Origin of the sequence: Mesorhizobium sp. B2-4-7 (assembly GCF_006442685.1) — a bacterium.
Lineage (GTDB): Bacteria > Pseudomonadota > Alphaproteobacteria > Rhizobiales > Rhizobiaceae > Mesorhizobium.
This window is the reverse complement of the sequence record NZ_VFVH01000008.1, coordinates 221,556-242,927: the sequence shown is the minus strand read 5'-3', so window position 1 is coordinate 242,927 and position 21,372 is coordinate 221,556. Positions and strand designations below refer to the sequence as shown.

The window sequence follows — 21,372 nt, the reverse complement described above, 5'->3', positions numbered from 1 at the left end:
AAACTATGCTGAGCGCAAGGCCGGCTTGATCGGCTCGGCCTTGCCCATCCTTTTGTGGCTGACGACGCAATTGCGGCCCGCGCGCTTGGCGGCATAGAGCGCTGCGTCCGCCTCGGCCAGCACCTCGCCGAGGCTGTTGCCGTTGGCGCCGCCAAAGCCGATGCCTCCGCTGACAGTGCTGCGCAAGGGACCGTGGGAGGTCGCAACGATCTCGGTGCCGAAGGCGACGCCGATCTTGCTTGCGAGCTCGTAAGCCCTCTCTTCGGTCACCCGGGACATGACGATCGCGAACTCCTCGCCGCCGAGGCGAAAGGCGTCGACGCCCGTTCTGGCGTATTTTCTGATGACTGCGGCGAACCGGCACAGAACCTGATCCCCCACCGGGTGACCATAGATGTCGTTCGTCTTCTTGAAATGATCGAGGTCGAACATGACGACCGCCATGAACGGACCGAAGGCCCGTTCGCCATGGAGCGACATCAATCCCCGGCGGTTCATCAGCCCGGTCAACGGATCGGTCATCGTCTCGGCCTTCAGCTCGATCTGCGCCTGCAGGTGATGCAGGGAAAGCGTCAATGCGCCGAGACCGGTCATGCAGGCCACGGCCACGACCGAATTCAGGCGTTCGGCCCAGTTATCGGGGGCTGCCCCGAGCGTCCATTGCCCCTTGGCCACCAGGACGACCGCGCAAAGTGCAAACGACACCGCACAGGTGCCGCCTAGGAACGAAACCACCAGCAGGATTTTGCGATCATGACTGCCGTTGAGCCAGAACATGGTTCCGATCGCCGAGAGCAGCACAGTCACCGTTACATAGGTAACGATGAAGCCTATCCCGTCGAGACCGAGGGAAGTCACCGCCGCGCAGATCGTCATGGCGGCCAATGTCGGCAAAATGGCACGCCGGTAATCCGGCACGCCGAGATACTGCATGGCCGACAGGCAGATGACCAGGAAACCGAGGCTGAGCAACGCAAGCGCGACCTGGCAAAGCAGCGGATCAGGCTCCTTCGTGTATCGCCAGAACAGGATGACATGCACAACGAGCACGAGAATGCCGCACCCCACCGTCAGCACGAAGCTGGCCCGGGGCGCGGCGAACCAGATCGCGAACATGGTGATGCTGAGGCAGATGCCCGACAGCGCGGCTGCGAGCAGGAGCGAACTGAAATCCAGCATATTGGGCGGGGGTTCCCTGAGCGTCGGCCTTACCGCTGCATTCTAGGTCAGCGACAGCCATCAGACATGATTTTCAACTGATCTTTCGGCTGAGACCTTCGGATAGAGTTTACAAAGCGTCGACGCCGAGTGTCCCAAAATCGGCCTCGCGACGATCATGGCCGCCAGACAGCCGTCAGCCCTTGTTCAGGAGGGCAAGATTGGCATCGACGACCGTGGGGTCGGCCATGCCGGCCTTGGCTTCGAGCAGCAGCGCCCTTGCCTTTTTCCTGTTGCCGCGCAGCAATTGCGAATAGCCCATATTGTTGACGATCTGCGGCTTGCGCCCGGCGACCTTGAGCAACTGGTCGTAGGCACGATCGGCGAAGTCGAAGCGGCCGAGTTCGTCATAGGAAGCGGCAAGGCCCATCCAGGCTTCCGCATTGTCGGCCTTCAACTCGACGGCCTTGCGGAAACGCTGTTCGGCAAGGCCGTAATTCGCGTCGCGAAACTGCGCCTTGCCTTCCGCCAGATCGGATGTGCCGACGTCCTTCGCGGCCGGTTGAATGGCGGTGGTTTTGGTGGTGTCGACGCCACTCGTCGTACAACCAGACATCATCAAGACGGCCGCCATCGCGGCCATTGCCGTTAAATTACTGTGACGCATGCCCCTGCCCCATCGCCCGGTTTTTGCCGGGTCGTTCTTCAGGAAACACACTATACCGAAGCAATTAAACTTAGGTGCCGAAACGCCGCCAAAATTAGGCCTTGGGTACACCAGCTATTAACCACCAGGCCGCAACGCCTCGATCACGGCCAGCGGCGTTCTCACGGTTCCAGGGCCTTGAGCCCCGCCGGAACCGTATACCGGCTGCCGTCATAGCGCAGCCGGTAGGTTTGGCTCACGGACTTGCCGGGGTGGGACTGGCACTCGCCATTGTTGTCGGGCAACGGATTGTCGGTGTCCATCCGTTCGACCACCACCATGTCGTGATAGCCATGATGTTTGGCCGGGCTCATCGCCAGGCTCACCTGACTGGTATGGAAGAATCCGGCGCAATTGGTATCGCCCTCGCCGCCATTGCCGGCCACGACCAGGTCATCGAGAACCATCCGCAGGGCATCGTTGTCGATGGCATAGAGCCGCAGGTCGGTTTCACTGAAAGGGTTAGGCAGCGAATTGTTCGCCATTTCGATGCGCAGGCCGAAGGCGGAGACATCGGGCGCCAGCGCATACCGGCCGGTATCGAGTTCGACCTTGCGGATGGCGATGGCATCATCATTCATCAGCCCGGGCTGCAGCAGGCGCTGGCGCACCTGCCGGCTCTTCCTGTCGATGACCAGAAGCTCGATATCGCCGGCATGCGCGTAGTCGCTGGGTTGCGAGCTGTCCATCAGCGGCACCGCGACCAACAGCAGGTCGTCATGGGCGGGCCATATCTTGCAGACCAGCCCCGGCGGGTCGCCAAATGCAGACGTCAGGGCGATGCTGGTGTAGGGTTCGAGCGTGAACGAGGCACCGTCAGCGCTTTTGCGGGCGTTGGGATAGGCCTGCTGCACCAGGGCAGCGGCATCGCCGCAATCATCGGCCGCAGCCCAGGCGGGCGACAGACTGGCCGCGGCAAGGCCGAGGACGAGCAACAGCATTCGCATGGACTTCTCACTCATTTGCGGACTTCGCAGGTCGCTCAGGCCGGCCTCACTGAATATCAGCAAATCCTAGTGGCCGGTCATTTTGACGATGATCGGAATGACCGCGATCATCAGCACCACCGGCAGGATGCAAACCACGACCGGCACCGACATCTTGGCCGGCAAGGCATGCGCCTTTTCCTCGGCCAGCGACATGCGCTTGTGGCGCATCTCGTCGGAAAAGACGCGCAGCGCCCCCGACAGGCTGGTGCCAAGCTCCTTGGACTGTTGCAGCAGCGTGGCGAAGGAGCGCACCTCGTCCAGGCTCAGGCGATCGGCGAGCGCCTTCAGTGCATCGTCGAGGCTGCGGCCGGCCCGCAGCTCCAGCGACACGAGCTGCAGGTTCTGGCTGAGCGACGGGTAGGTCTTTGCGAGTTCCTTCGAGACGCGCTCGACGCCCGCTTCCATGCTCATGCCGGCATCCGAACAGACGATCATCAGGTCCATGAAATCGGGGAAACCGTTGCGGTATTCGCGCATCTTTTCCCGTATCTTCTGGGTCAGCACCAGCCCTGGCAGGAAATAGCCGGCCACGCCCGACAGCACGACGAAGGCCCAGCGGCTGGTCATCGTGGCGTCGGGGCTGGCCATCCAGCGGTTGAGCACGAAGACGGCGAGCGCGATGCCCACCATCGCCGTGAAACGGATGAGAAAGAACATGCCGACGGCGCGCGGCTCCATGTAGCCCGCCTGGATGAGTTTCAAGCGCAGGCGGGCGACGTTTTCGGGATCGCTCTTGGCGTAGAATTCCTGCGCCTTCTTCACCGCCTTCTCGCGAACGACGCCGGTATTCTTCTTCTGGACCGGTTCCGGCCTGGCGGCCACCGGACCGTCGTCGACCTTGAGTCTGCGCCTGACTTCGTTGCGATCGCCCTTTGCCACCACCATCGGCCAGGCAAAAGCGGCAGCGCCCACGGCCAGCAGCAGGACAGCCACCGGCATCAGCGAGGTCGGCGCGAGCGAGGCGAGGAATTCAACGACCTTCTGCATGTCAGAATTTGAAGTTCGACATTTTGAACATGATCAGATTGCCCAGCATCAGCCAGGTGACCGAGCCACCAACCATGTACCATGTCTTCGGCACGCCCCAGACGTCGCTGTAATATCCAGGCATGAATGCCATGATGGTCGTGAACAGCAGCGCCGGCACGGCCGTCAGGATATAGGCCGACAGACGGCCTTCGGTTGAAATGGCGCGCACCTTGCGGCGCAGCTTGCCGCGTTCGCGGATCGTCGTCGACAGTCCGTCGAGGATTTCGCGCAGATTGCCGCCAGAACTCGTCTGGATCGACACGGCGGTGACGAACAGCGGCAGATCCTCATGGCCGACCCTGTCGAACAGCGAATTCAGCGCCGAAACCAGATCCGAACCAAAGGTCACCTCATCGGCAATCACGCCGAACTCGGTGCCGATCGGGTCGGGCATTTCGCGCGACACCATGGCGATGGCCACCGGTACCGGATGGCCGGCCTTGAGGCCGCGCGTAATCAGTTCCAGCGCTTCCGGCAACTGCATGCCGAACCGCTTCAGCCTGCGCTTGCGCATGGAGCGCATCGCCATCACCGGCAGCACCGGCACCACGACGACAAACAGAATGGCGCCCATCAGCAGCGGCAAGCCATACCAGATGGCGGCAAGGGCCGCAGCCAGCGCCATCCCCGAAGTGATCATCAGGAACTTCGACAGCGGCATGATCATGCCCGACTGGGCGCGCAGGGCGCGAAAACGGTCAGGCGAGAACAGCGACGTGCCCGCATCGAGACCGCGCTCCTTGCGCAATTGGATCAGCACCTGTTCCTGGCTGATCCTGTTTTCCTGCAGCTTCATGCGCCGGTTGATGGCGGTGCGCCTGTCGCTGCGGCCGGCATAGAGCAGGTAAACGGCCTCGGCGATCATGATGCCGGTCAATGCAGCCCCGGCATAGACGACATAGATCGCGCTGAACCCATCCAACACCTGGTTACTCCTGCGGCCGGCCGGGTTCGAAATAGCGCCCGGGAAACTCGATGCCCATGGCGCGCAGGTCCTCCAGGAAGCGCGGCCGGATCCCGGTCGCTTCGAAATGGCCGAGGATCGTGCCATCGGCGTCCATGCCGGTGCGCACGAAGCGGAAGATCTCCTGCATCTGGATGACGTCGCCTTCCATGCCCGTCACCTCGGCGACGCTCGTCACCTTGCGCTTGCCGTCGGAGAGCCGGGTCAACTGGACGATGATGTCGATGGCGCTGGCGATCTGGCTGCGGATCGACTGCACCGTCATCGGCATGCCGGTCATGCCCAGCATCTGCTCGAGCCGCGAAATGGCATCGCGCGGCGTGTTGGCGTGAATGGTGGCCATCGATCCTTCGTGGCCGGTGTTCATGGCCTGAAGCATATCGAAGGCCTCCTCGCCGCGGCACTCGCCGAGGATGACGCGATCGGGCCGCATGCGCAGCGCGTTCTTGACGAGATCGCGCTGCTTGAGCTCGCCATGGCCTTCGATGTTGGCCGGCCGGGTTTCCATGCGCGCGACATGCGGCTGCTGCAACTGAAGCTCCGCCGCGTCCTCGATGGTGATCAGCCGCTCGTCCTCGGGAATGAAGGCCGACAGCGCGTTGAGCATGGTCGTCTTGCCGGTGCCGGTGCCGCCCGAAATGATCGTCGTCTTGCGGGCATGTACTGCCGCAGCAAGCACTTCGGCCATGTTCTGGGTGATGGCGCCGAATTCGACCAGCCGGTGCAGGCCGAGCTTGTTCTTGGAAAATTTGCGGATCGACACCAGCGGCCCGTCGACCGCCACCGGGCGGATGGCGGCGTTGAAACGCGAGCCATCCAGCATGCGGGCGTCGACCATCGGCTGCGATTCGTCGACGCGGCGGCCGACCGCGGCAACGATTTTGTTTATGATTCTAAGCAGATGCGCCTCATCCTTGAACGGGATGTGGACCTGCTGCAGCTTGCCCTTCTTTTCGACGAAGCAGTTCTGATGGCCGTTGATCAGGATATCGTTGATATCGGGGTCCTTGAGCAGCGGCTCGAGCGGGCCGAGCCCGACCATCTCGTCGACGATGTCGTCGACCAGGGCATCGAGTTCGACGGTGTTGATCGCCATCCGCTCTTCGCGCGTCTTTTCCGACACGAAATCATGCACCTGCCGGCGCATCTCGTCCCTGGGCAGCCGCTCCAGCGCGACAAGATTGATCTCCTCGAGCAGCAACCGGTGGATGCGCACGCGCGCATCGAGCACCTTGTTGGCGCTCTTGCCCGGCACGGCTTCGACTTTCGCCGGCAAGACCTTCCGGCTCGTCGGGATGACGACCGCGTGGTGCGCAACCGCCGTCGGCTCGGCGGAGCGCTGCGGACGCGCATCGCGGTTCTGCAAGGTGGAAAAGCGGCTGCTCATCCGGCCTTCCTCTTCAAAAGGCTCTTGCCGAAGCCGAACAGCGATTTCGATTTGCCCGGCGCCGCCGCCACTTCCTCCGGAAGGATGATCCTCTTGAGGTCGTTGACGACGTTGGCATTGGCATCGATCTCGTGCAGCGGCACGCCGCGATCGACAGCCTCGCGCACCAGCCGGTAATTGTTGGCGATGCCGCCGACGAAATGCTCGCCGAGGACTTCCTGGACGTCCGCCTGCTTGATGCCGCTGTCAAACATCTTCTGCTCGAAACGGTTGACGATGACGTTCGGCTTCACTTCCTTGCCGGCGGTCTCGTAGACCGCCTGGATCAGGCGTTGCGTGTGGCGCAGGCACGGTACCGTCATTTCGGCGACGATGTAGAGCTTGTTGGAGCCGAGCAGCACCGTCTCCGTCCACGGAAACCAGGTGCGCGGCATGTCGATGACGACATTGTCGAAATAGGCCGAGACGAGGTCCAGCATCCGCACCACGACGTCGGTCTTGAACGAGCGCATCTCCGCCGGCTGCGTCGGTGCGGCCAGAACACAAAGTCCGCTGGCATGCTTCGACAGCATCACGTCGAGCAATTGCCTGTCGAGACGCTCCGGCTGGTTCTCGATTTCGGTGATGTCGAAACGTGGCTCCAGGTCGAGATATTCGGCGCAGGCGCCCTGCTGGAAATTGAGGTCCACCACGCAGGTCGAGGCGCCGCGCGTCACTGAATGATGCAGTTGGAACGCGGTCTGCAAAGCCAGCGTCGTGGTGCCGACGCCGCCTGCCGCGGGCATGAAGGTATAGATCTGCGACTCGGTGTTTTCCTCGCGCCCCGGCCCTTGCAGCGCACGCACCACCGAACGCACGAGATCGGCCGTGGTGATCGGCTTGACCAGGAAATCCGCGACCTTGAGCTGCACGAGGATGCGCGCGGCGGCGGCGTTGAACTCCTGGGTGACGACCACGACCGGCGCCTTGCCTTCCAGCCGGCGCATGACGCGTTGCAGCGCATCGATCTCCTCAAGCTTCGCTGCGTCCATATCGACGATGATCGCCCCGAGATCGGCCTCCTGGACCTCGCCGCGAAGTTCGGTGATGTTCTTTTCCACCGTCGAGAGCTGGATGATCTCCGAGGCGGCAAACGCCGTCCGGGTGTCCTGCGCGAAGGTTCTGTCCGTCGATATGAGCAGGATTTTCCTGATCTTGATGCCGTTTGCCATTACTTGTCAGCCTGTGATCTCGGATCAATTGTCGGCGCTGGCTTGCGATGCCTTGGCGCTGGCCGCCTGCTCGGCGGTGGCGGGTTCCGTGCTGCCGCGCTGGGCAGGCACGAGAAGCCTGGTGTTCTGGACGCCGTATTTCCAGGGATCAACCATCTGCATGACGGTGTTGGCGGCCTGGGCATCCCCGGCGCCGCTCGTCACGCCTTCGCTGCGCACATAGTCGTCACTCGTGCAGCCGGCGGTGAAGCCGGCAAGCAGCAAGGCGACGCTCGAGCTCAAGACCAGACGCATGGCTTCAGTCCTTCGGCAGGTCGAGGAAATGCCCGACTTTGGTGGCGGGCGCGGCACGCGCGGCGCTGCCGTCAGCCAGCGCCAGCGCGCGATTGGTATCCGACGCCCTCACCTCCTCGGTGTTGTTGAGAAAATAGTCGACATTGCTGGCAGGCTGCGTGCCATCGGTCGGCTCGGCCATTTTCTTCGATGGATCCACCGGCTTGACCAGGTAAGGCGTGACGATGATCACCAGGTCCGTCTCGCGCCGCTGGTAGGATTTCGACGAGAACAGGGCCCCGAGCACAGGCATCTTGCCGAGGCCCGGTATGCGCGAGGTGGTGATGTCGTTCTGCGACTGCAGCAGCCCCGCGATCATGAAGCTCTGGCCGTTCTTCAGGTCGACCGACGTCCTGGCGCGGCGCACGATGAAGCCGGGCACCGAGATGCTGCCGATATTGTAGGAAGCCGACGCGTCGATCGAGGAGACTTCCGGCGCGATGTCGAGGCTGACCAGCCCGTCCTTCAGAACGGTGGGCGTAAAATCCAGGCTGACGCCGTACTTCTTGTAGCTGACGGAAATCTTGCCGTTGTCTTCGGAAACCGGGATCGGAAACTCGCCGCCGGCCAGGAAGCTCGCCGTCTCGCCGGACCGGGCGATCAGGTTCGGCTCGGCCAGCCGACGAGCCAGGCCGCGCTCTTCCAGTGCCTTGATGGCGATGTCGATGGAAACGCCGTTCGACAGCAGCTTGCCGATGATCTCGCCGGTCCCCGCCGGCTCAATGGTGCCGGGAGCAATCGTAACGTCGCGTCCGCCCATGCCATAAGCGAAATTGGCGCTGTATTTGGCGCCGAGATCCTGTCCGGCCTGACGGTTGATCTCGACGAAGCGGACATTGAGCTGGACCTGCTGCGAGGACGAGATGTTGACCGAATTGATCACCTCCTCATTGCCGGAGAAGCGGGTGGCGATCTTGTTGGCCTTTTCGGCGGCGACCGCGTCATCCGCCTCGCCCGACAGCACGACACGGCCATTGGCGGAGCCGACCTTGATCTTGGCGTCGGGCACGCTGGCGCGGATCGTGTCGGCCAACTGGTCGGTATCGAGCGTCACTTCGATGTCTACGGTGCCGACGAGCTGCTTGTTCTCGTCGAACAGGGCAATGCCGGTGGTGCCGAGATTATTGCCCAGCACATAGAAGGATTTGTCGGTCAGCGGGTTGACGTTGGCGATCTCCGGATCGCCGATGACGATCTGGTAGAAGGCCGCGCTCGTCATGATCGTCTTTGGCTTGCCCTTGGCGACCTTGATCGAGGCGTTCTTGGTCGCCGAGACATAGACGATGTCGTTGTCCGCCCTGGCCGGGCCGGCGAGGATGCCGGCCGCCGCCATCGTCACCGCCATCGCCATCGCCTGCGCGACGTGCAACCGGCCTGTCATTCGATATTGAAGTTGCCTGAACATTGTTCCCGTCCCGTCCGGTCCCCACCGGTCCTGCTCTGGTTCCACTCAGGAACCTGATATTCCTATTTCTGGTCCCGCGCAGGAACCTGATATTCCTCGGCCGTCGTTCCACGCGTCACGATGATCGTCTTGAATTTCGGCTTCTCAGGCTCCTTTGCCATGGCGTCGAACAGCGAGCCGGCCGCGGCCTGCGCCTTGCCCGCCACCGATCCGCCAAAGGAGGAGATGGTGGTGACACCGTCCTTGCCGTCGCCGCCCTCGCTGGCGGAGCGAAGCGACAGCGACAGCGTGCCGACAGTGCGGGCCAGCGCCACTTTCTGCGCGCCTTCGGTGGTCACCTCGATGGTTATGGAATTGGCCACCTGCGGGGTTGTTTGGCGCTCGTCGGCGCCCTGCCCGACGCTCAGCACCTTCGCGTCGGCAACGACGATCTCGGAGGTGATGGTCGAGCCGGCGGCGCCTTGCGCATTCTTGGCCACTTCCTGGATTTCACCGGCATCGCGCGTCAGCACGACATCCACCCGGTCGCCCGGCGTGACGAAGCCGCCGACGCCCGCGATCTCGTCGGTGCGGATGGTGACGGCCCGCATGCCGGGCGTCAGCATGTTGGAGAGCGTGGCGCGGCCATTCGGGCCGGATAGCTTGGTAAGCAGCACCGGTTCATTGACCTCGATCGGCGACAGCACCACGCGGCTGCCGTCCCCAAGCAGTCCATCGATGGTGGCGAAGGCGCCCTGCGGCAGCGAATCCTGCGGCCAGGGGATTTCGTTGAGTTTCGTGCGGTCGAGATCCATGCCGTACCGCAACGGTGCATTCGCCACCACGATTGTCTTGAATTCAACCCTGGGTGCGGCCGGAGCGGTGATCGACGCGGTTTTCTCCTCGGCGTCGGCCCTGGCCTGGCGCTTGACCCAGAAATCGGCGGCAAAGATCGAAATCGCGCCGAAAACGGCGGCGATGCCGATCATCGTTATGGCCTTGCCCCTCACGCCCAAACCCCTGATGCCCGTAGTTTCTTGTTATGTTGGCTCACGCTAGGCGGCATTGTTAAAGAATCAGGAATCTTCTCGCTGGCTATCCGCCCGATTTCCGCCGGCTTGGTTATCGAATGGTTTTAGGATAAGAGGGGGTTAATCCCCGAACGTAACAGGAACCTCCGTCGCTTGGCGCTGAAAAGCGTGGCAGTATCGGCGGGTGATTCGCAGCTTGGGCTCTATGGCAGGCATGGACGACAACAACGATCTTTTCGGCAATCTGGAGAAGCAGCCGCAACCGGTTCGCACACCGGCGCGTCCGGCCGATCCGCTGGTGCAGGCGGCAGCCAAGCGTCCGGCGGCCGCGTCTCGTGACGGCTCAGAGGGCTACAGCGCCGCCGATATCGAGGTACTCGAAGGCCTGGAGCCGGTGCGGCGCCGTCCGGGCATGTATATTGGCGGCACCGACGACAAGGCCATGCACCATCTGTTCGCCGAGGTTATCGACAACTCGATGGACGAGGCGGTTGCCGGCCATGCCACATTCATCGATGTCGAGCTTTCGGCTGACGGCTTTCTCACCGTCACCGACAATGGCCGCGGCATTCCCGTCGATCCGCATCCGAAGTTCAAGAAGCCGGCGCTCGAAGTGATCATGACGACACTGCATTCGGGCGGCAAGTTCGATAGCAAGGTCTATGAAACCTCGGGCGGCCTGCACGGCGTCGGCGTCTCCGTGGTCAACGCACTGTCGGATCATCTCGAAGTCGAAGTCGCGCGCGGACGGCAACTTTACCGGCAGCGCTTCTCGCGCGGCATCCCGGTCAGCGGCCTCGAGCACCTTGGCGAAGTTCACAACCGGCGCGGCACCAGGACCCGCTTCCATCCCGACGAGCAGATTTTCGGCAAGGGTGCCGCGTTCGAGCCAGCGCGGCTCTACCGCATGACACGCTCGAAGGCCTATCTGTTCGGCGGCGTCGAAATCCGATGGACCTGCGATCCTTCGCTGATCAAGGAAAAGGACACCACTCCGGCCAAGGCCGAATTCCATTTTCCCGGCGGCCTCAAGGACTATCTGAAAGCGTCGCTCGGCGACGAATTCCAGGTAACGCGCGAAATCTTCGCCGGCAAGAGCGACAGGCAAGGCGGCCATGGCTCGCTGGAATGGGCGGTGACCTGGTTCGGCGGCGACGGCTTCATCAACTCCTACTGCAACACCATCCCGACCGGCGAAGGCGGCACCCACGAGGCCGGCTTCCGCAACGTCTTGACGCGCGGCCTGCGCGCCTATGCCGACCTCGTCGGCAACAAGCGCGCCTCGATCGTCACGTCGGAGGATGTCATGATCTCGGCGGCGGGCATGCTGTCGGTGTTCATCCGCGAGCCTGAGTTCGTCGGCCAGACCAAGGACAGGCTGGCGACGATCGAGGCGATCCGCATCGTCGAGACCGCGATCCGCGACCCGTTCGACCATTGGCTGGCCGACAATCCGCAGGAAGCCTCGAAGCTGCTCGAATGGGTGATCGCACGCGCCGACGAGCGGGTACGACGACGCCAGGAAAAGGAAGTGTCGCGCAAGAGCGCGGTGCGCAAGCTGCGCCTGCCGGGCAAGCTTGCCGACTGCACGCAGAATGCGGCCGCCGGCGCCGAACTCTTCATCGTCGAAGGCGATTCGGCCGGCGGCTCGGCCAAGCAGGCTCGTGACCGCGCCAGCCAGGCGGTGCTGCCGCTGCGCGGCAAGATTCTCAACGTCGCCAGCGCCGGCAACGACAAGCTGGCCGCCAACCAGCAGATTTCCGATCTGATCCAGGCGCTTGGTTGCGGCACGCGGTCGAAATACCGCGACGAGGATCTTCGCTACGACCGCGTCATCATCATGACCGACGCCGACGTCGACGGCGCTCACATCGCCTCGCTGCTGATCACCTTCTTCTACCAGGAGATGCCGAACCTGGTTCGCGGCGGACATCTCTACCTGGCGGTGCCGCCGCTCTATTCGATCCGGCAGGGCGGCAAGGTCGCCTATGCGCGTGACGACGCGCACAAGGACGAATTGCTGCGCACCGAGTTCACCGGGCGCGGCAAGGTCGAGATCGGTCGCTTCAAGGGCCTGGGCGAAATGATGGCCGCGCAGCTCAAGGAGACAACCATGGATCCGAGGAAGCGTACGCTGCTCCGCGTCGATGTGATCGATGCCGAGGCCGCCACCAAGGACGCGGTCGATGCGCTGATGGGCACCAAGCCGGAGGCTCGTTTCCGGTTCATCCAGGAACGCGCCGAATTCGCGGAAACGGAAGTGCTGGATATCTGAGCGCAGGCCGGTCGATCAAGGCTTGCGGAGACGCGCGTGTGAGCTGGCAACGGCTGAAAGGCTATTTCGAAGCGGGTCTTGCCGGGCTGACACAGCCGACCCGGTCGGACTGGATCTTCGCCTTGCGCACGGTCTCGGCCGGCCTGATCGCGCTTATGGCCGCCTACGCCCTCAAGCTCGATCACCCGCAATGGGCGATGATGACGGTGTTCATCGTTGCCCAGCCGGTCGCCGGCATGGTGTTGGCGAAAGGCTTTTATCGGTTGCTCGGCACGCTGGCGGGCGGTGTTGCCGCAATTGCCATCACCACTGTCTTCGGCACGAATCCTTGGGTGCTGGTGACGGTGCTTGCCCTATGGATCGGCATTTGCACCTTCGTGTCGTCGCTGCTGCGCAACCCGGAAGCTTACGGAGCGGCGCTGGCCGGCTACACCGCGATGATCATCGGCTTGCCGGCGTTTGGCCAGCCGCATCTCGTCGTCGACCTCGCGGTCGCGCGCTGTGCCGAGATCGTACTCGGCATTGTCTGCGCCGGCCTGACCAGTCGGCTGATCCTGCCCAAATTGGCCAGCGAGGCCATCATCTCGCGGCTGAAGCGCAGCATTCTCGACCTTGCCACCTATGCCGGCGGCGCCTTTTCCGGTGGCGACACGGCAATGCTTTCCGGCCTGCACCGGAAGCTGGTCGCTGACACCCAGACGCTCGCCGAGATGCGCGCCTATGCCAGGCTGGAGGCCCCGAGCTTCGCGCCGCGCGCCCATCCGGTCCGGCGCACCATCGGACAACTGCTTTCAGCCCTGTCCGCGGCCCGCGCGCTGCATTCACACGCCGCACCGAAGAACGCGGCGCTCATTCCGGTGCGCTCGGAGCTGCAAGCCCTCGTCACTGAAATGGCGGCGACGCCGGGCGCGCTCGACGACACGGCGCCCTGGCTGGCACGGCTCGACGCGATCGGCGCCAAAGCGACGCAAATGCCCGAGGCCTTGGCTGACCAGGACGACGACAGGGTCGGCACCGTCACCCGGCTCACCATCGCCGCCGATTTTGCCGAAGCGCTGAAACAGGCGCTGCGCGGCCTCGATGCCTTGCGTGCGCCCGTCGCGCGGCCTTCACGCGAACGCAGGCCCCCGGCGCTGGTGGTACATCGCGATTATCACGGGGCGAGCCGCAACGCGGTCCGCGCCGCGCTTGCAACGCTGCTGGTCGCCGCTTTCTGGCTGACGACGAGATGGTCGGAAGCCGCCGGCACGGTCATTCTGGTTGCCGTCGTGTCGAGCTTGTTTGCCGCCCGCCCCGATCCGGTGCGGGTAGCCTGGGGGTTCTTCCAGGGAACGCTGTTGGCTCTGCCCTTTGCCTTTCTCGTCGGCCAGATCGCGCTTCCCGTTTTTCCTGGTTTCGGCTGGTTCATGCTGTTCGTCGTACCGATCCTGGTGCCGGCGGCGCTCGCCATGGCCAATCCCCGCTATGTCGGCGTGGCGACGGCCTTCGCCATCAATTTTCTTGCTTTCCTCAGCCCGCACCAGGCGATGACCTACGACCCGGGCCCGTTCTTCGCCGGCTCGGCCTCGATCCTGGTCGGCATCCTTTTGGCAATCGGCGTCTTCATCATCGTGCTGCCCGCCGACCCATGGCTCGCGGCGCACCGCATCGTGCGGGCCATGCGCGAGGATCTGGCGCGGCTTTGCCTGCACGAGCGCGTGCCGAGGCGTTCGGCCTTCGAGAGCCTCGCCTATGACCGCATCAACCAATTGATGCCGCTGGTGCAGACCAGCGGCAGGAAGGGTGAAGCGGTTCTGGGCGGCAGTGTCGCCGCCGTCACCGTCGGTCTGGAGGTCCTGCGGCTGCGTGGCGCACAGCAGGCGCACGCCGTTCCGGCCGAGACGACGCTTTCGATCGCCAACTTCCTGCGTGGACTGGCACGCGAACTGCTCTTCCGCGCCCCGGGCGATCCGCAGACATCCACCATTGCCGTCGCCCGGCAGTATGCCGCCGGCATCGCCCAGCGAAACGCCACTGGTGAAATGCTCCAGATTGCGGCGTCACTACGGATTGTCGCGGCGGCGATGGAGGATTTTCCGGATTTTTTTGCCAGGGATAAAGGCTAAGTTAAGCGGCTGCGATCGCCAGCGCATGGCCGCGCGCATTTTCACGCAACGCAGCGAGATGGATCGACTTGATCAGCGCGGCGAGATCGCCTTCCGCGGACTGTCCGCCCAATTCCTTCAGCATCAGCCAGCTGACTTCCTGCACGCCGGCGACGCGCTTGCCGTTGGCGACCTCTCGCCAGATTTTCAGCGCGCGCAAGATGACCGCGTGCGTGGCGGCAGCCAGGCCGGCACTGCGGAACAGCGCCTGCAAGGCCACGTCGTGTCCGCCGGCCAGCAGCGCCCTCACTCTTTGGGCGGACTGCTGGCTGAGCGCGACCAGCGCCGAGCCGAAGAAGTCGACCTTGCCATGCGCGATGGTGCGGATGAGGAAGCTCGCGGTGAGATCGCCGCGTAGCCTGAGATGCTCGATCAGTGCTGCATGCTCTTCCTGGCGCGTGCTCTCGATCAGCGTCACGCAGGCCTTAACGCAGGCGTCGCGCATGACGCGGTCGGCCCGGGCGGCTCCCATCAAGGCCATGACCAGCGGCGAGGTCTTGAGCATCTCACCGAGCTTAACGAGCAGCATGTGCCGGCAGTCGGCGGGCAGGCGTGAATCCGATATAAGCGCCTCGCGCACCAGCGGCAGATGGCCGTGGCGCTCGGCCATGCGGCGAAAACTCAACGAAGCGACATCGGCCCCGCTGTTGGCCAAAAGCACGGCGCAGGCCTCCGCCTCGCCGATCTCTGCGATAGCCGCCGACAGCGCCATCGAGACCAATGGCCGATCGGCGATCAGTTTTTGCGTCGCCTTCGGACCTGAAGCCACGCGATCGATCAGGTCTGCGTCGGTAAGCAGTGGCGATCGCGTCAGCACGACGCCGGCGACTTCCGGCTGGTCGGAAGCAAGCGCGCTGATGATCTGGGGCGGTGCGTGATGGCTCATGGACAGCGCCTCGGCCATCGCCAGCCGTACCTTCGACGATGCGTCGTCGAGCAGCAAGGTCAGCGCCGCCTCGGCGGCGCAGCGATCCTCGAACGGCAATTCCGCGTCGACATAGGCGCGGGCGAGCGCGCTTGCCGCCGCGGCGCGCTCCGACACCCTGGCCGTGTAGATCCATTTCAGGAAATGCGAGACAACAACCATACCGCCTGCTTACGCCCCTTGCCGGAAGGTTTCCGACCCCGTGCCGGACGTTAGGCCGAATTGGTTTATGAAGCGTTCACCATGTTCGTTAACTGGCTTGCGAGCGCTGGATGCAGCGCCTATCAACCGTCCAGCAGCGGAGGAGAATGAAATGGCTGGGCTTTATCTCGAGGAGTTCGTCGTCGGCCATGTCTTCCAGCACACGCTGCGCAAGACTGTCACCGAAAGCGACAACATGCTGTTCTCGGTGATGACGCTGAACCCGCAGCCGCTGCATATCGACTTCGATTTCGCCGCCAGGAGCGAATGGGGCAAGCCGCTGGTCAACTCGCTGTTCACGCTCGGCCTGATGATCGGCATTTCGGTTAACGACATCACCGTCGGTACGACGGTCGCCAATCTCGGCATGAAGGAAACGGTGTTTCCGCATCCGGTCTTCCATGGCGACACCATCCGCGTCGAGACCACTGTCGTCTCGGTGCGCGAATCCAGGTCGAAGCCCGATCGCGGCATCGTCGAGTTCGAACATCGGGCCTATAACCAGAACGGCGACCTCGTCGCCAAATGCACGAGACAGGCCATGATGCTGAAGAAGGTAGCCTGATGCGTTCGCTGCTGTTCGTTCCCGGCGATTCCGAGAGGAAGCTGGAGAAGGGCTTTGGCGCCGGCGCAGACGTGGTCATTGTCGACCTCGAGGATTCGGTGGCGCCCCAAAACAAGGCATCGGCGCGAATGACTGCGGCGCGCTTCATCGCCAGCCACAGGGCGAAAACAAGGTCGGCAATCTACGTCAGGGTCAACGACCTTTCGACGGGATTGACGGACGACGATCTTGCGGCGCTTATCCCGGCAAAACCCGACGGCGTCATGCTGCCCAAATCGGCTGGCGGCCAGGATGTCCAGCACCTCTCGGCAAAGCTCAGGCTGCGCGAAGCGGAGAACGGCTTGGCCGACGGCGCGACAAAAATCCTGCCGATCATTACCGAAACACCGGCGGCCGTGCTGGCGGCGGCGAGCTACGCCGGGGCAAGCGCGCGACTTGCCGGGCTGACCTGGGGCGCGGAAGACCTGTCGGCGGCGATCGGAGCGCGCACCACCCGCGACCAACATGGCCGTTACACCGAAATATTCCGCTTCGCTCGCGCCATGACCATTCTCGCCGCCGGCGCGGCGAAAGTCGCGGCGATCGACACCGTCTTCCCGAATTTCCGCGATATGGCGGCCTTCGAGGCCGAATGCAGGGAGGCCGAACGTGACGGCTTCACCGGCAAGATGGCGATCCACCCTGATCAGGTGCCGGTCATAAACGCCGCCTTCACGCCCTCGGTGGAAGCGGTGCAACAGTCGGCGGCAATTGTCGCGGCATTCCAGGCGGCGGGAAATCCCGGCGTCGTCGGCATCGACGGCAAGATGTATGACCGGCCGCATCTGCGGCTGGCCGAGCGGCTTCTGGCACGCGCCCGGGCAGCCGGAATCTCCGCCTGACCGCTACCAGACCAACGGGATCAGGCGGTAGCGGACATGGGCCGCATAGTCGTCATAGCCGCGCAGGCCGGTGCGAAGCGTTTTTTCCTCGATGAATGTGCGGATGGCCAAGAGAACGATGAACACGACGACCAGTGCCAGCCCCCACCAGGAGCCGAGCAGGAGAGCCGTGCCGGCAAAGAAGAGGATGGCGCCGGCATACATGGGATGGCGCACATAGCTATAGGGACCCGTTGTGATCACTTGCTGTCCGCGCTCGGCCTGGATCTTCACGACGGGCGCCGCGAAGCTGTTCTCCAGCATCGTCAGATAGCTGATCCATAGTCCGACCAGCAGAACCAGCGCACCGATCACCTGTACCCAGACCGGAACGACGGACCAGCCGAAGCGGTAGTCGAAACCCATGAAGGTCAGCCAGGCAAATATGCCGAGCAGGAGTATGCTCAACAGAACCTTGTCGGCCGCGGTCTGGTCCTTCTGGATGGGAGAGCTCAGCCGTTCGTTCATCAGCCCGGGATCGCGCCGGGCCAGCGTCACGCCAAGGGTCAGGCTCAGCCCGATCATCACCGCCAGATATACCCAGGCTCCCGGCCAGGTCAGCGTACCCGCTGTCAGGAAAAGCAGCGCGCCCATGGCGCCGAACCACACGAACGTCTGGAGGATCAATCTCGAGACCATGATCAACCTTCCATGATATTTGCCGTCGGCATTACCAGCAACAGACTACCGCCGACCCTCAGCGGACTATCGCCCATCCCGCGCCTGGACGAAACGGTCCTGGTGTGCAGAAGGTTTCGTCATGCCGCGTCATCAAGCTCAGGGCGCGTCGTGATGACGGCTCGCCGTCAGGAAAGCACAGTGACTGGGCGCCCCTTGCGGGCTAATCCTTGCCCCAACGCGGCCGGCGCATCGAAAACACTTCGTTGACGCTGGCATAATCCATGTAGCCGAGGCGAGCGACATTGCCGGCCTTGCTGATATCGAACAGGCCGTCTTTCAGGTAGGCATCGTCAATATGCACGCCGATCACTTCGCCGGCCACGACGACGGCGCTGGTCGGCGTTCCGTCCAGGGCCTTTGGCCGGAACACTTCGGTCACCTTGCATTCGAGTGCGGCGGGTGCGGCCGCCACGCGCGGCGGCGCGACAAGACGCGACGGCGTCATGGCGAGATCGGCATAGACGAACTCGTTGACGCCGCGCGGCGCGTCGACCGACGTCCGGTTCATCTTCTCGGCCAGATCGCGGCCGACCAGATTGGCGACGAACTCGCCGGTCTCCTGGGCGAAGGAGGCGCTGTCCTTCTCGCCCTCGGAGGAAAACCAGACGATGAAGGGCCTTGTCGAAACGGCATTGAAGAAGGAATAGGGCGCGAGGTTGATCTCGCCGGCCCCGTTCAGGGTCGAGATCCAGCCGATCGGGCGCGGCGCCACGATCGCCTTCGACGGATCGTGCGGCAGTCCGTGCCCCTTTGACGGCTCGTAGAACACTTAGCCCGCCCAGGGCCCGGCATAGTCCGCATAAAGCTTTGCCGGATCGGGGCGCGGCCGCTCCGGCGCCGGGCCGCCATAGGAGCCGATATGGACGAAGCCGATGACGCGCTCTTGCGGCGCCAGTCCCAGGATCGCCCTGCCCTCCGGCACGTCTGAATACCAGTTGCTGATCATGTTGGTGCCATAGCCCAGTGCGTTGGCGGCAATCATCAGGTTCATCGCCGCCATGCCGCCGGACAGGAACATCTCCCATTGCGGGATTTTTGGATTTTCCTTCGGCACCGACACGACGCCGATCACCAGCGGCGCGCGCGAGAAGCGCGCCAGCTCCTGGTTGCGGCGGCCATCCGGTAAAGGTCCCTCCCGCTGTTCGGCAAGGGCCGCCAGCTTCCTGCCGATCTCGATGCGGGCATCACCGCGATAAAGAATGAAGCGCCAGGGCTCGAGCCGACCATGATCGGGCACGCGCGTGGCCGCAGTAATCATCGTGGCGATCTCGGCGTCGCCGGGCGCAGGCTCCTTCAAGTCCGGTATCGGCGCTGAATTGCGGGTCAGCAGGAAGTCGATGATCGGGGACGCCATGGGCGCAAGTCTCCTAAATTCGATTTTGAGCTGAAGCGCGCCATGGGAATGCGGGGCGGCTCGGGCATCGACGCGGGCGCGCCAGGCTGGAGAGTCGTATCCGTCGGACTCTTAAGCCTTGAAATTGCCACCGCCATGGGCTTCAACGCAAGGCATGTTTGAGGGGGCTTTGCGTCTTTTCCTGATCTGGGTCTGCACCCTGCTGCTCATGGCGCCGGTTTCCGTTGCCGTGGCACAGAACGTGGATGGCGTCAGCGACCTGAAGCTTCCCGGAATTTCGAGCTACGCGACGCCGAAAGGCGAGACATCGCTGGCGCTTGGTGGCGGCGGCGCCATCACCTTGTCCGCGCAATTGACCGACAAGGGAGGCGATATCACTCGCGGTATCGTCTGGCGCGTCTTCAAGCCGGAGGCCGTCAACGGCAAATTGCCGATGGTGGCTTCCGCCCATGGCGGCACGGCGGTCTTCCAGCTCGAACCCGGCAGCTATCTGGTTCACGCTTCCTACGGCCGGGCCGGTGCCACCAAGCGCATCACTGTCGGCAAGGACGCCAAACGCGAGAGCCTCGTGCTCGATGCCGGCGGCCTGAAGCTCGACGCCGTCCTTTCCGGAGGGGCGCGCATCCCGCCAAAGAAGTTGCGCTTTTCGATCTATGAGGGCAATGCCGAACCCAATGGCGATCGCGCGCTGATCATTCCCGACGTCGAGCCCAACAGCGTCGTGCGTCTCAATGCCGGCATCTACCACGTGGTCTCGACCTATGGCGCGGTCAATGCCGTCATCCGCTCCGACATCCGCGTCGAGGCCGGCAAGCTGACCGAAGCCACCGTCGAGCATCACGCCGCCGAGATTACCTTGAAGCTGGTGCGTGAAGCGGGCGGCGAAGCGATCGCCGACACGTCGTGGTCGCTGCTCAACGAATCCGGCGATCCGATCAAGGAAACCGTCGGCGCCTTCGCCTCCATGGTGCTGGCCGAAGGCGACTACACGATCATCGCCAAGAACCGCGACCGGATCTACCAGAAGGATTTCACTGTCGTGGCCGGACAGAACCAGGAAATCGAGGTTCTCGCGACGGAAGCAGCCGCGATGGATCCGGAAGAAGGCGCGGATTAGTCAATTCCGGAAAGCCTCGAGCCGCTTTCCCTTCGGATCTCCACGAAATGGACCTACGCCGCCAGCTTGGCTCGTGCCGGCAGGAATGGAATCCGGCGGCGAGGAACCGGCGGCGCCAGATCGAAGACGCCTCTATAGAGGCGCTCGAGCAGCGCCTTGCGGTCGCGCACGGGCTCCAGTTCGTTCCAGTTCAGCACATCGCCGACACGCACGTCGATCGACTTGCCGGAAAGCCGGGCGAACTCGTGGATAAGCAGCGAAATGCGCAGCGTCAGCGATGCCTTGCCGACGAACTTCGCCACGCGCCCGTCGCGCTCGGCCATGTTCATGGGGCCGCTGACCAGATGGAACAGCCTGCCGTTCTGGCCGGAGAAATGCATCGGCACTACGGAAGCCTTGGCATCCTGCACGAGACGGGCCGGAAACATCTTCCATGGCAGATCGCGTGCCTGGCCAAAACCTTTCGGCGCGGTGGCGACGCCGCCGGCCGGAAACACCACGATGGTGACACGTTCTTTCAAGAGCCGCACAGCCTCGTGACGCACCGCCATGTTGTTCTTCAGAGCGTCCTTGGTCTCGGAAAAGTCGATCGGCAGCGAGTAGGGCTCCATCTCGCTGATCTTGAGCAGATCCTTGTGGATCATGACCCGGAACGGCCGCCCAAGCTGCTCGGCCAGCGACAGCACGGCAATCCCGTCGCCGATGCCAAAGGGATGATTGGCGACGATCACCAGCGGCGTGTCAGGCAGGGTCTGCGGCGGCCATTGGTCGGGGGTTCGCACCCGCACATCGATCAATTCGAGCATGCGGCTGAACACGCGCTCGCCGGACGGGACCACCTGGCGGCGCCAAAAATCATAAAGCGCTGCAAAACGGTCGCGTCCGGACAGGCCTTCGATGGAATGGATGACCCACCGCGTCAGCGCTGGCTGTCGGGGATTAGCATAGGAAAGCTCGGGAAACGGTTTTTCACGCAATTTCAGCTTGAGCATGAGGGC

The 21,372-nt window shown here is 63.4% G+C and carries 20 protein-coding genes; 5 read left to right on the top strand and 15 right to left on the bottom strand.

What is annotated here, in order from left to right:
* Nucleotides 1-3: 3 nt before the first annotated feature.
* The 10 genes from FJ946_RS21655 to cpaB all read right to left on the bottom strand — a co-directional run bounded on the left by FJ946_RS21655 (nucleotide 4) and on the right by cpaB (nucleotide 10,171).
* Nucleotides 4-1,179 carry a diguanylate cyclase gene (locus FJ946_RS21655; protein WP_140564045.1) on the bottom strand — a complete coding sequence of 392 codons (1,176 nt, stop codon included), beginning with the start codon at nucleotides 1,177-1,179 and terminating at the stop codon, nucleotides 4-6.
* A 175-nt stretch (nucleotides 1,180-1,354) separates the two neighbouring features.
* On the bottom strand, nucleotides 1,355-1,825 hold the full coding sequence (locus FJ946_RS21650; RefSeq protein WP_140564046.1) for a tetratricopeptide repeat protein: 471 nt from the start codon (nucleotides 1,823-1,825) through the stop codon (nucleotides 1,355-1,357).
* Nucleotides 1,826-1,986: 161 nt separating this feature from the next.
* Nucleotides 1,987-2,805, bottom strand: coding sequence for a hypothetical protein (locus FJ946_RS21645; protein ID WP_246673040.1), 819 nt, complete (start codon nucleotides 2,803-2,805; stop codon nucleotides 1,987-1,989).
* 72 nt (nucleotides 2,806-2,877) lie between these two features.
* Nucleotides 2,878-3,840 carry a type II secretion system F family protein gene (locus FJ946_RS21640; protein WP_140564047.1) on the bottom strand — a complete coding sequence of 321 codons (963 nt, stop codon included), beginning with the start codon at nucleotides 3,838-3,840 and terminating at the stop codon, nucleotides 2,878-2,880.
* A 1-nt stretch (nucleotide 3,841) separates the two neighbouring features.
* Nucleotides 3,842-4,807, bottom strand: coding sequence for a type II secretion system F family protein (locus FJ946_RS21635; RefSeq protein WP_140495848.1), 966 nt, complete (start codon nucleotides 4,805-4,807; stop codon nucleotides 3,842-3,844).
* Between the two features lie 4 nt (nucleotides 4,808-4,811).
* Nucleotides 4,812-6,233: a CpaF family protein gene (locus FJ946_RS21630; protein ID WP_140564048.1), complete on the bottom strand. Its 1,422-nt coding sequence runs from the start codon at nucleotides 6,231-6,233 to the stop codon at nucleotides 4,812-4,814.
* Nucleotides 6,230-7,444 (bottom strand): response regulator, encoded by a 1,215-nt coding sequence (locus FJ946_RS21625; RefSeq protein ID WP_140564049.1) that lies wholly within the window; start codon nucleotides 7,442-7,444, stop codon nucleotides 6,230-6,232. Before FJ946_RS21625 ends, FJ946_RS21630 begins: the two co-directional genes overlap by 4 nt.
* A gap of 24 nt (nucleotides 7,445-7,468) precedes the next feature.
* On the bottom strand, nucleotides 7,469-7,738 hold the full coding sequence (locus FJ946_RS21620) for a hypothetical protein (protein WP_140555357.1): 270 nt from the start codon (nucleotides 7,736-7,738) through the stop codon (nucleotides 7,469-7,471).
* Between the two features lie 4 nt (nucleotides 7,739-7,742).
* Nucleotides 7,743-9,128: a type II and III secretion system protein family protein gene (locus FJ946_RS21615; protein WP_181167643.1), complete on the bottom strand. Its 1,386-nt coding sequence runs from the start codon at nucleotides 9,126-9,128 to the stop codon at nucleotides 7,743-7,745.
* Nucleotides 9,129-9,244: 116 nt separating this feature from the next.
* Nucleotides 9,245-10,171, bottom strand: coding sequence for a Flp pilus assembly protein CpaB (gene cpaB / locus FJ946_RS21610; protein ID WP_246673039.1), 927 nt, complete (start codon nucleotides 10,169-10,171; stop codon nucleotides 9,245-9,247).
* 235 nt (nucleotides 10,172-10,406) lie between these two features.
* Between cpaB and parE the strand changes: the two genes are divergently transcribed.
* Both parE and FJ946_RS21600 read left to right on the top strand, forming a co-directional pair.
* Complete coding sequence (parE, locus tag FJ946_RS21605) at nucleotides 10,407-12,467, top strand: DNA topoisomerase IV subunit B (RefSeq protein WP_140495843.1); 2,061 nt, start codon at nucleotides 10,407-10,409, stop codon at nucleotides 12,465-12,467.
* A gap of 38 nt (nucleotides 12,468-12,505) precedes the next feature.
* The gene (locus FJ946_RS21600) at nucleotides 12,506-14,572 is read left to right on the top strand and encodes an FUSC family protein (protein ID WP_140564051.1); all 2,067 of its coding nucleotides are present in this window, start codon (nucleotides 12,506-12,508) and stop codon (nucleotides 14,570-14,572) included.
* Between the two features lies 1 nt (nucleotide 14,573).
* On the opposite strand, the gene FJ946_RS21595 is transcribed toward FJ946_RS21600, so the two are convergent.
* Complete coding sequence (locus FJ946_RS21595; protein ID WP_140520995.1) at nucleotides 14,574-15,698, bottom strand: DUF2336 domain-containing protein; 1,125 nt, start codon at nucleotides 15,696-15,698, stop codon at nucleotides 14,574-14,576.
* A 151-nt stretch (nucleotides 15,699-15,849) separates the two neighbouring features.
* Between FJ946_RS21595 and FJ946_RS21590 the strand changes: the two genes are divergently transcribed.
* Together FJ946_RS21590 and FJ946_RS21585 are read left to right on the top strand one after the other, a co-directional pair.
* Nucleotides 15,850-16,302 carry a MaoC family dehydratase gene (locus tag FJ946_RS21590; RefSeq protein ID WP_140495838.1) on the top strand — a complete coding sequence of 151 codons (453 nt, stop codon included), beginning with the start codon at nucleotides 15,850-15,852 and terminating at the stop codon, nucleotides 16,300-16,302.
* A complete protein-coding gene (locus tag FJ946_RS21585; RefSeq protein WP_140517045.1) occupies nucleotides 16,302-17,183 on the top strand; it encodes a CoA ester lyase in 882 nt (293 codons plus the stop codon). Before FJ946_RS21590 ends, FJ946_RS21585 begins: the two co-directional genes overlap by 1 nt.
* A gap of 3 nt (nucleotides 17,184-17,186) precedes the next feature.
* On the opposite strand, the gene FJ946_RS21580 is transcribed toward FJ946_RS21585, so the two are convergent.
* The 3 genes from FJ946_RS21580 to FJ946_RS21570 all read right to left on the bottom strand — a co-directional run bounded on the left by FJ946_RS21580 (nucleotide 17,187) and on the right by FJ946_RS21570 (nucleotide 19,257).
* A complete protein-coding gene (locus FJ946_RS21580; protein WP_140564052.1) occupies nucleotides 17,187-17,861 on the bottom strand; it encodes an isoprenylcysteine carboxylmethyltransferase family protein in 675 nt (224 codons plus the stop codon).
* Nucleotides 17,862-18,063: 202 nt separating this feature from the next.
* Nucleotides 18,064-18,672: a flavin reductase family protein gene (locus FJ946_RS21575; protein ID WP_140564053.1), complete on the bottom strand. Its 609-nt coding sequence runs from the start codon at nucleotides 18,670-18,672 to the stop codon at nucleotides 18,064-18,066.
* Entirely contained in the window at nucleotides 18,673-19,257 is a 585-nt protein-coding gene (locus tag FJ946_RS21570; RefSeq protein WP_140564054.1) for a nitroreductase, read from the bottom strand.
* A gap of 154 nt (nucleotides 19,258-19,411) precedes the next feature.
* On the opposite strand from FJ946_RS21570, the gene FJ946_RS21565 reads away from it, so the two are divergent.
* Nucleotides 19,412-20,374, top strand: coding sequence for a hypothetical protein (locus tag FJ946_RS21565; protein ID WP_140517047.1), 963 nt, complete (start codon nucleotides 19,412-19,414; stop codon nucleotides 20,372-20,374).
* A 53-nt stretch (nucleotides 20,375-20,427) separates the two neighbouring features.
* Here the strand turns inward: FJ946_RS21565 and FJ946_RS21560 are convergent, their stop codons facing one another.
* On the bottom strand, nucleotides 20,428-21,366 hold the full coding sequence (locus tag FJ946_RS21560; protein WP_140517049.1) for a GNAT family N-acetyltransferase: 939 nt from the start codon (nucleotides 21,364-21,366) through the stop codon (nucleotides 20,428-20,430).
* Nucleotides 21,367-21,372 lie beyond the last annotated feature (6 nt).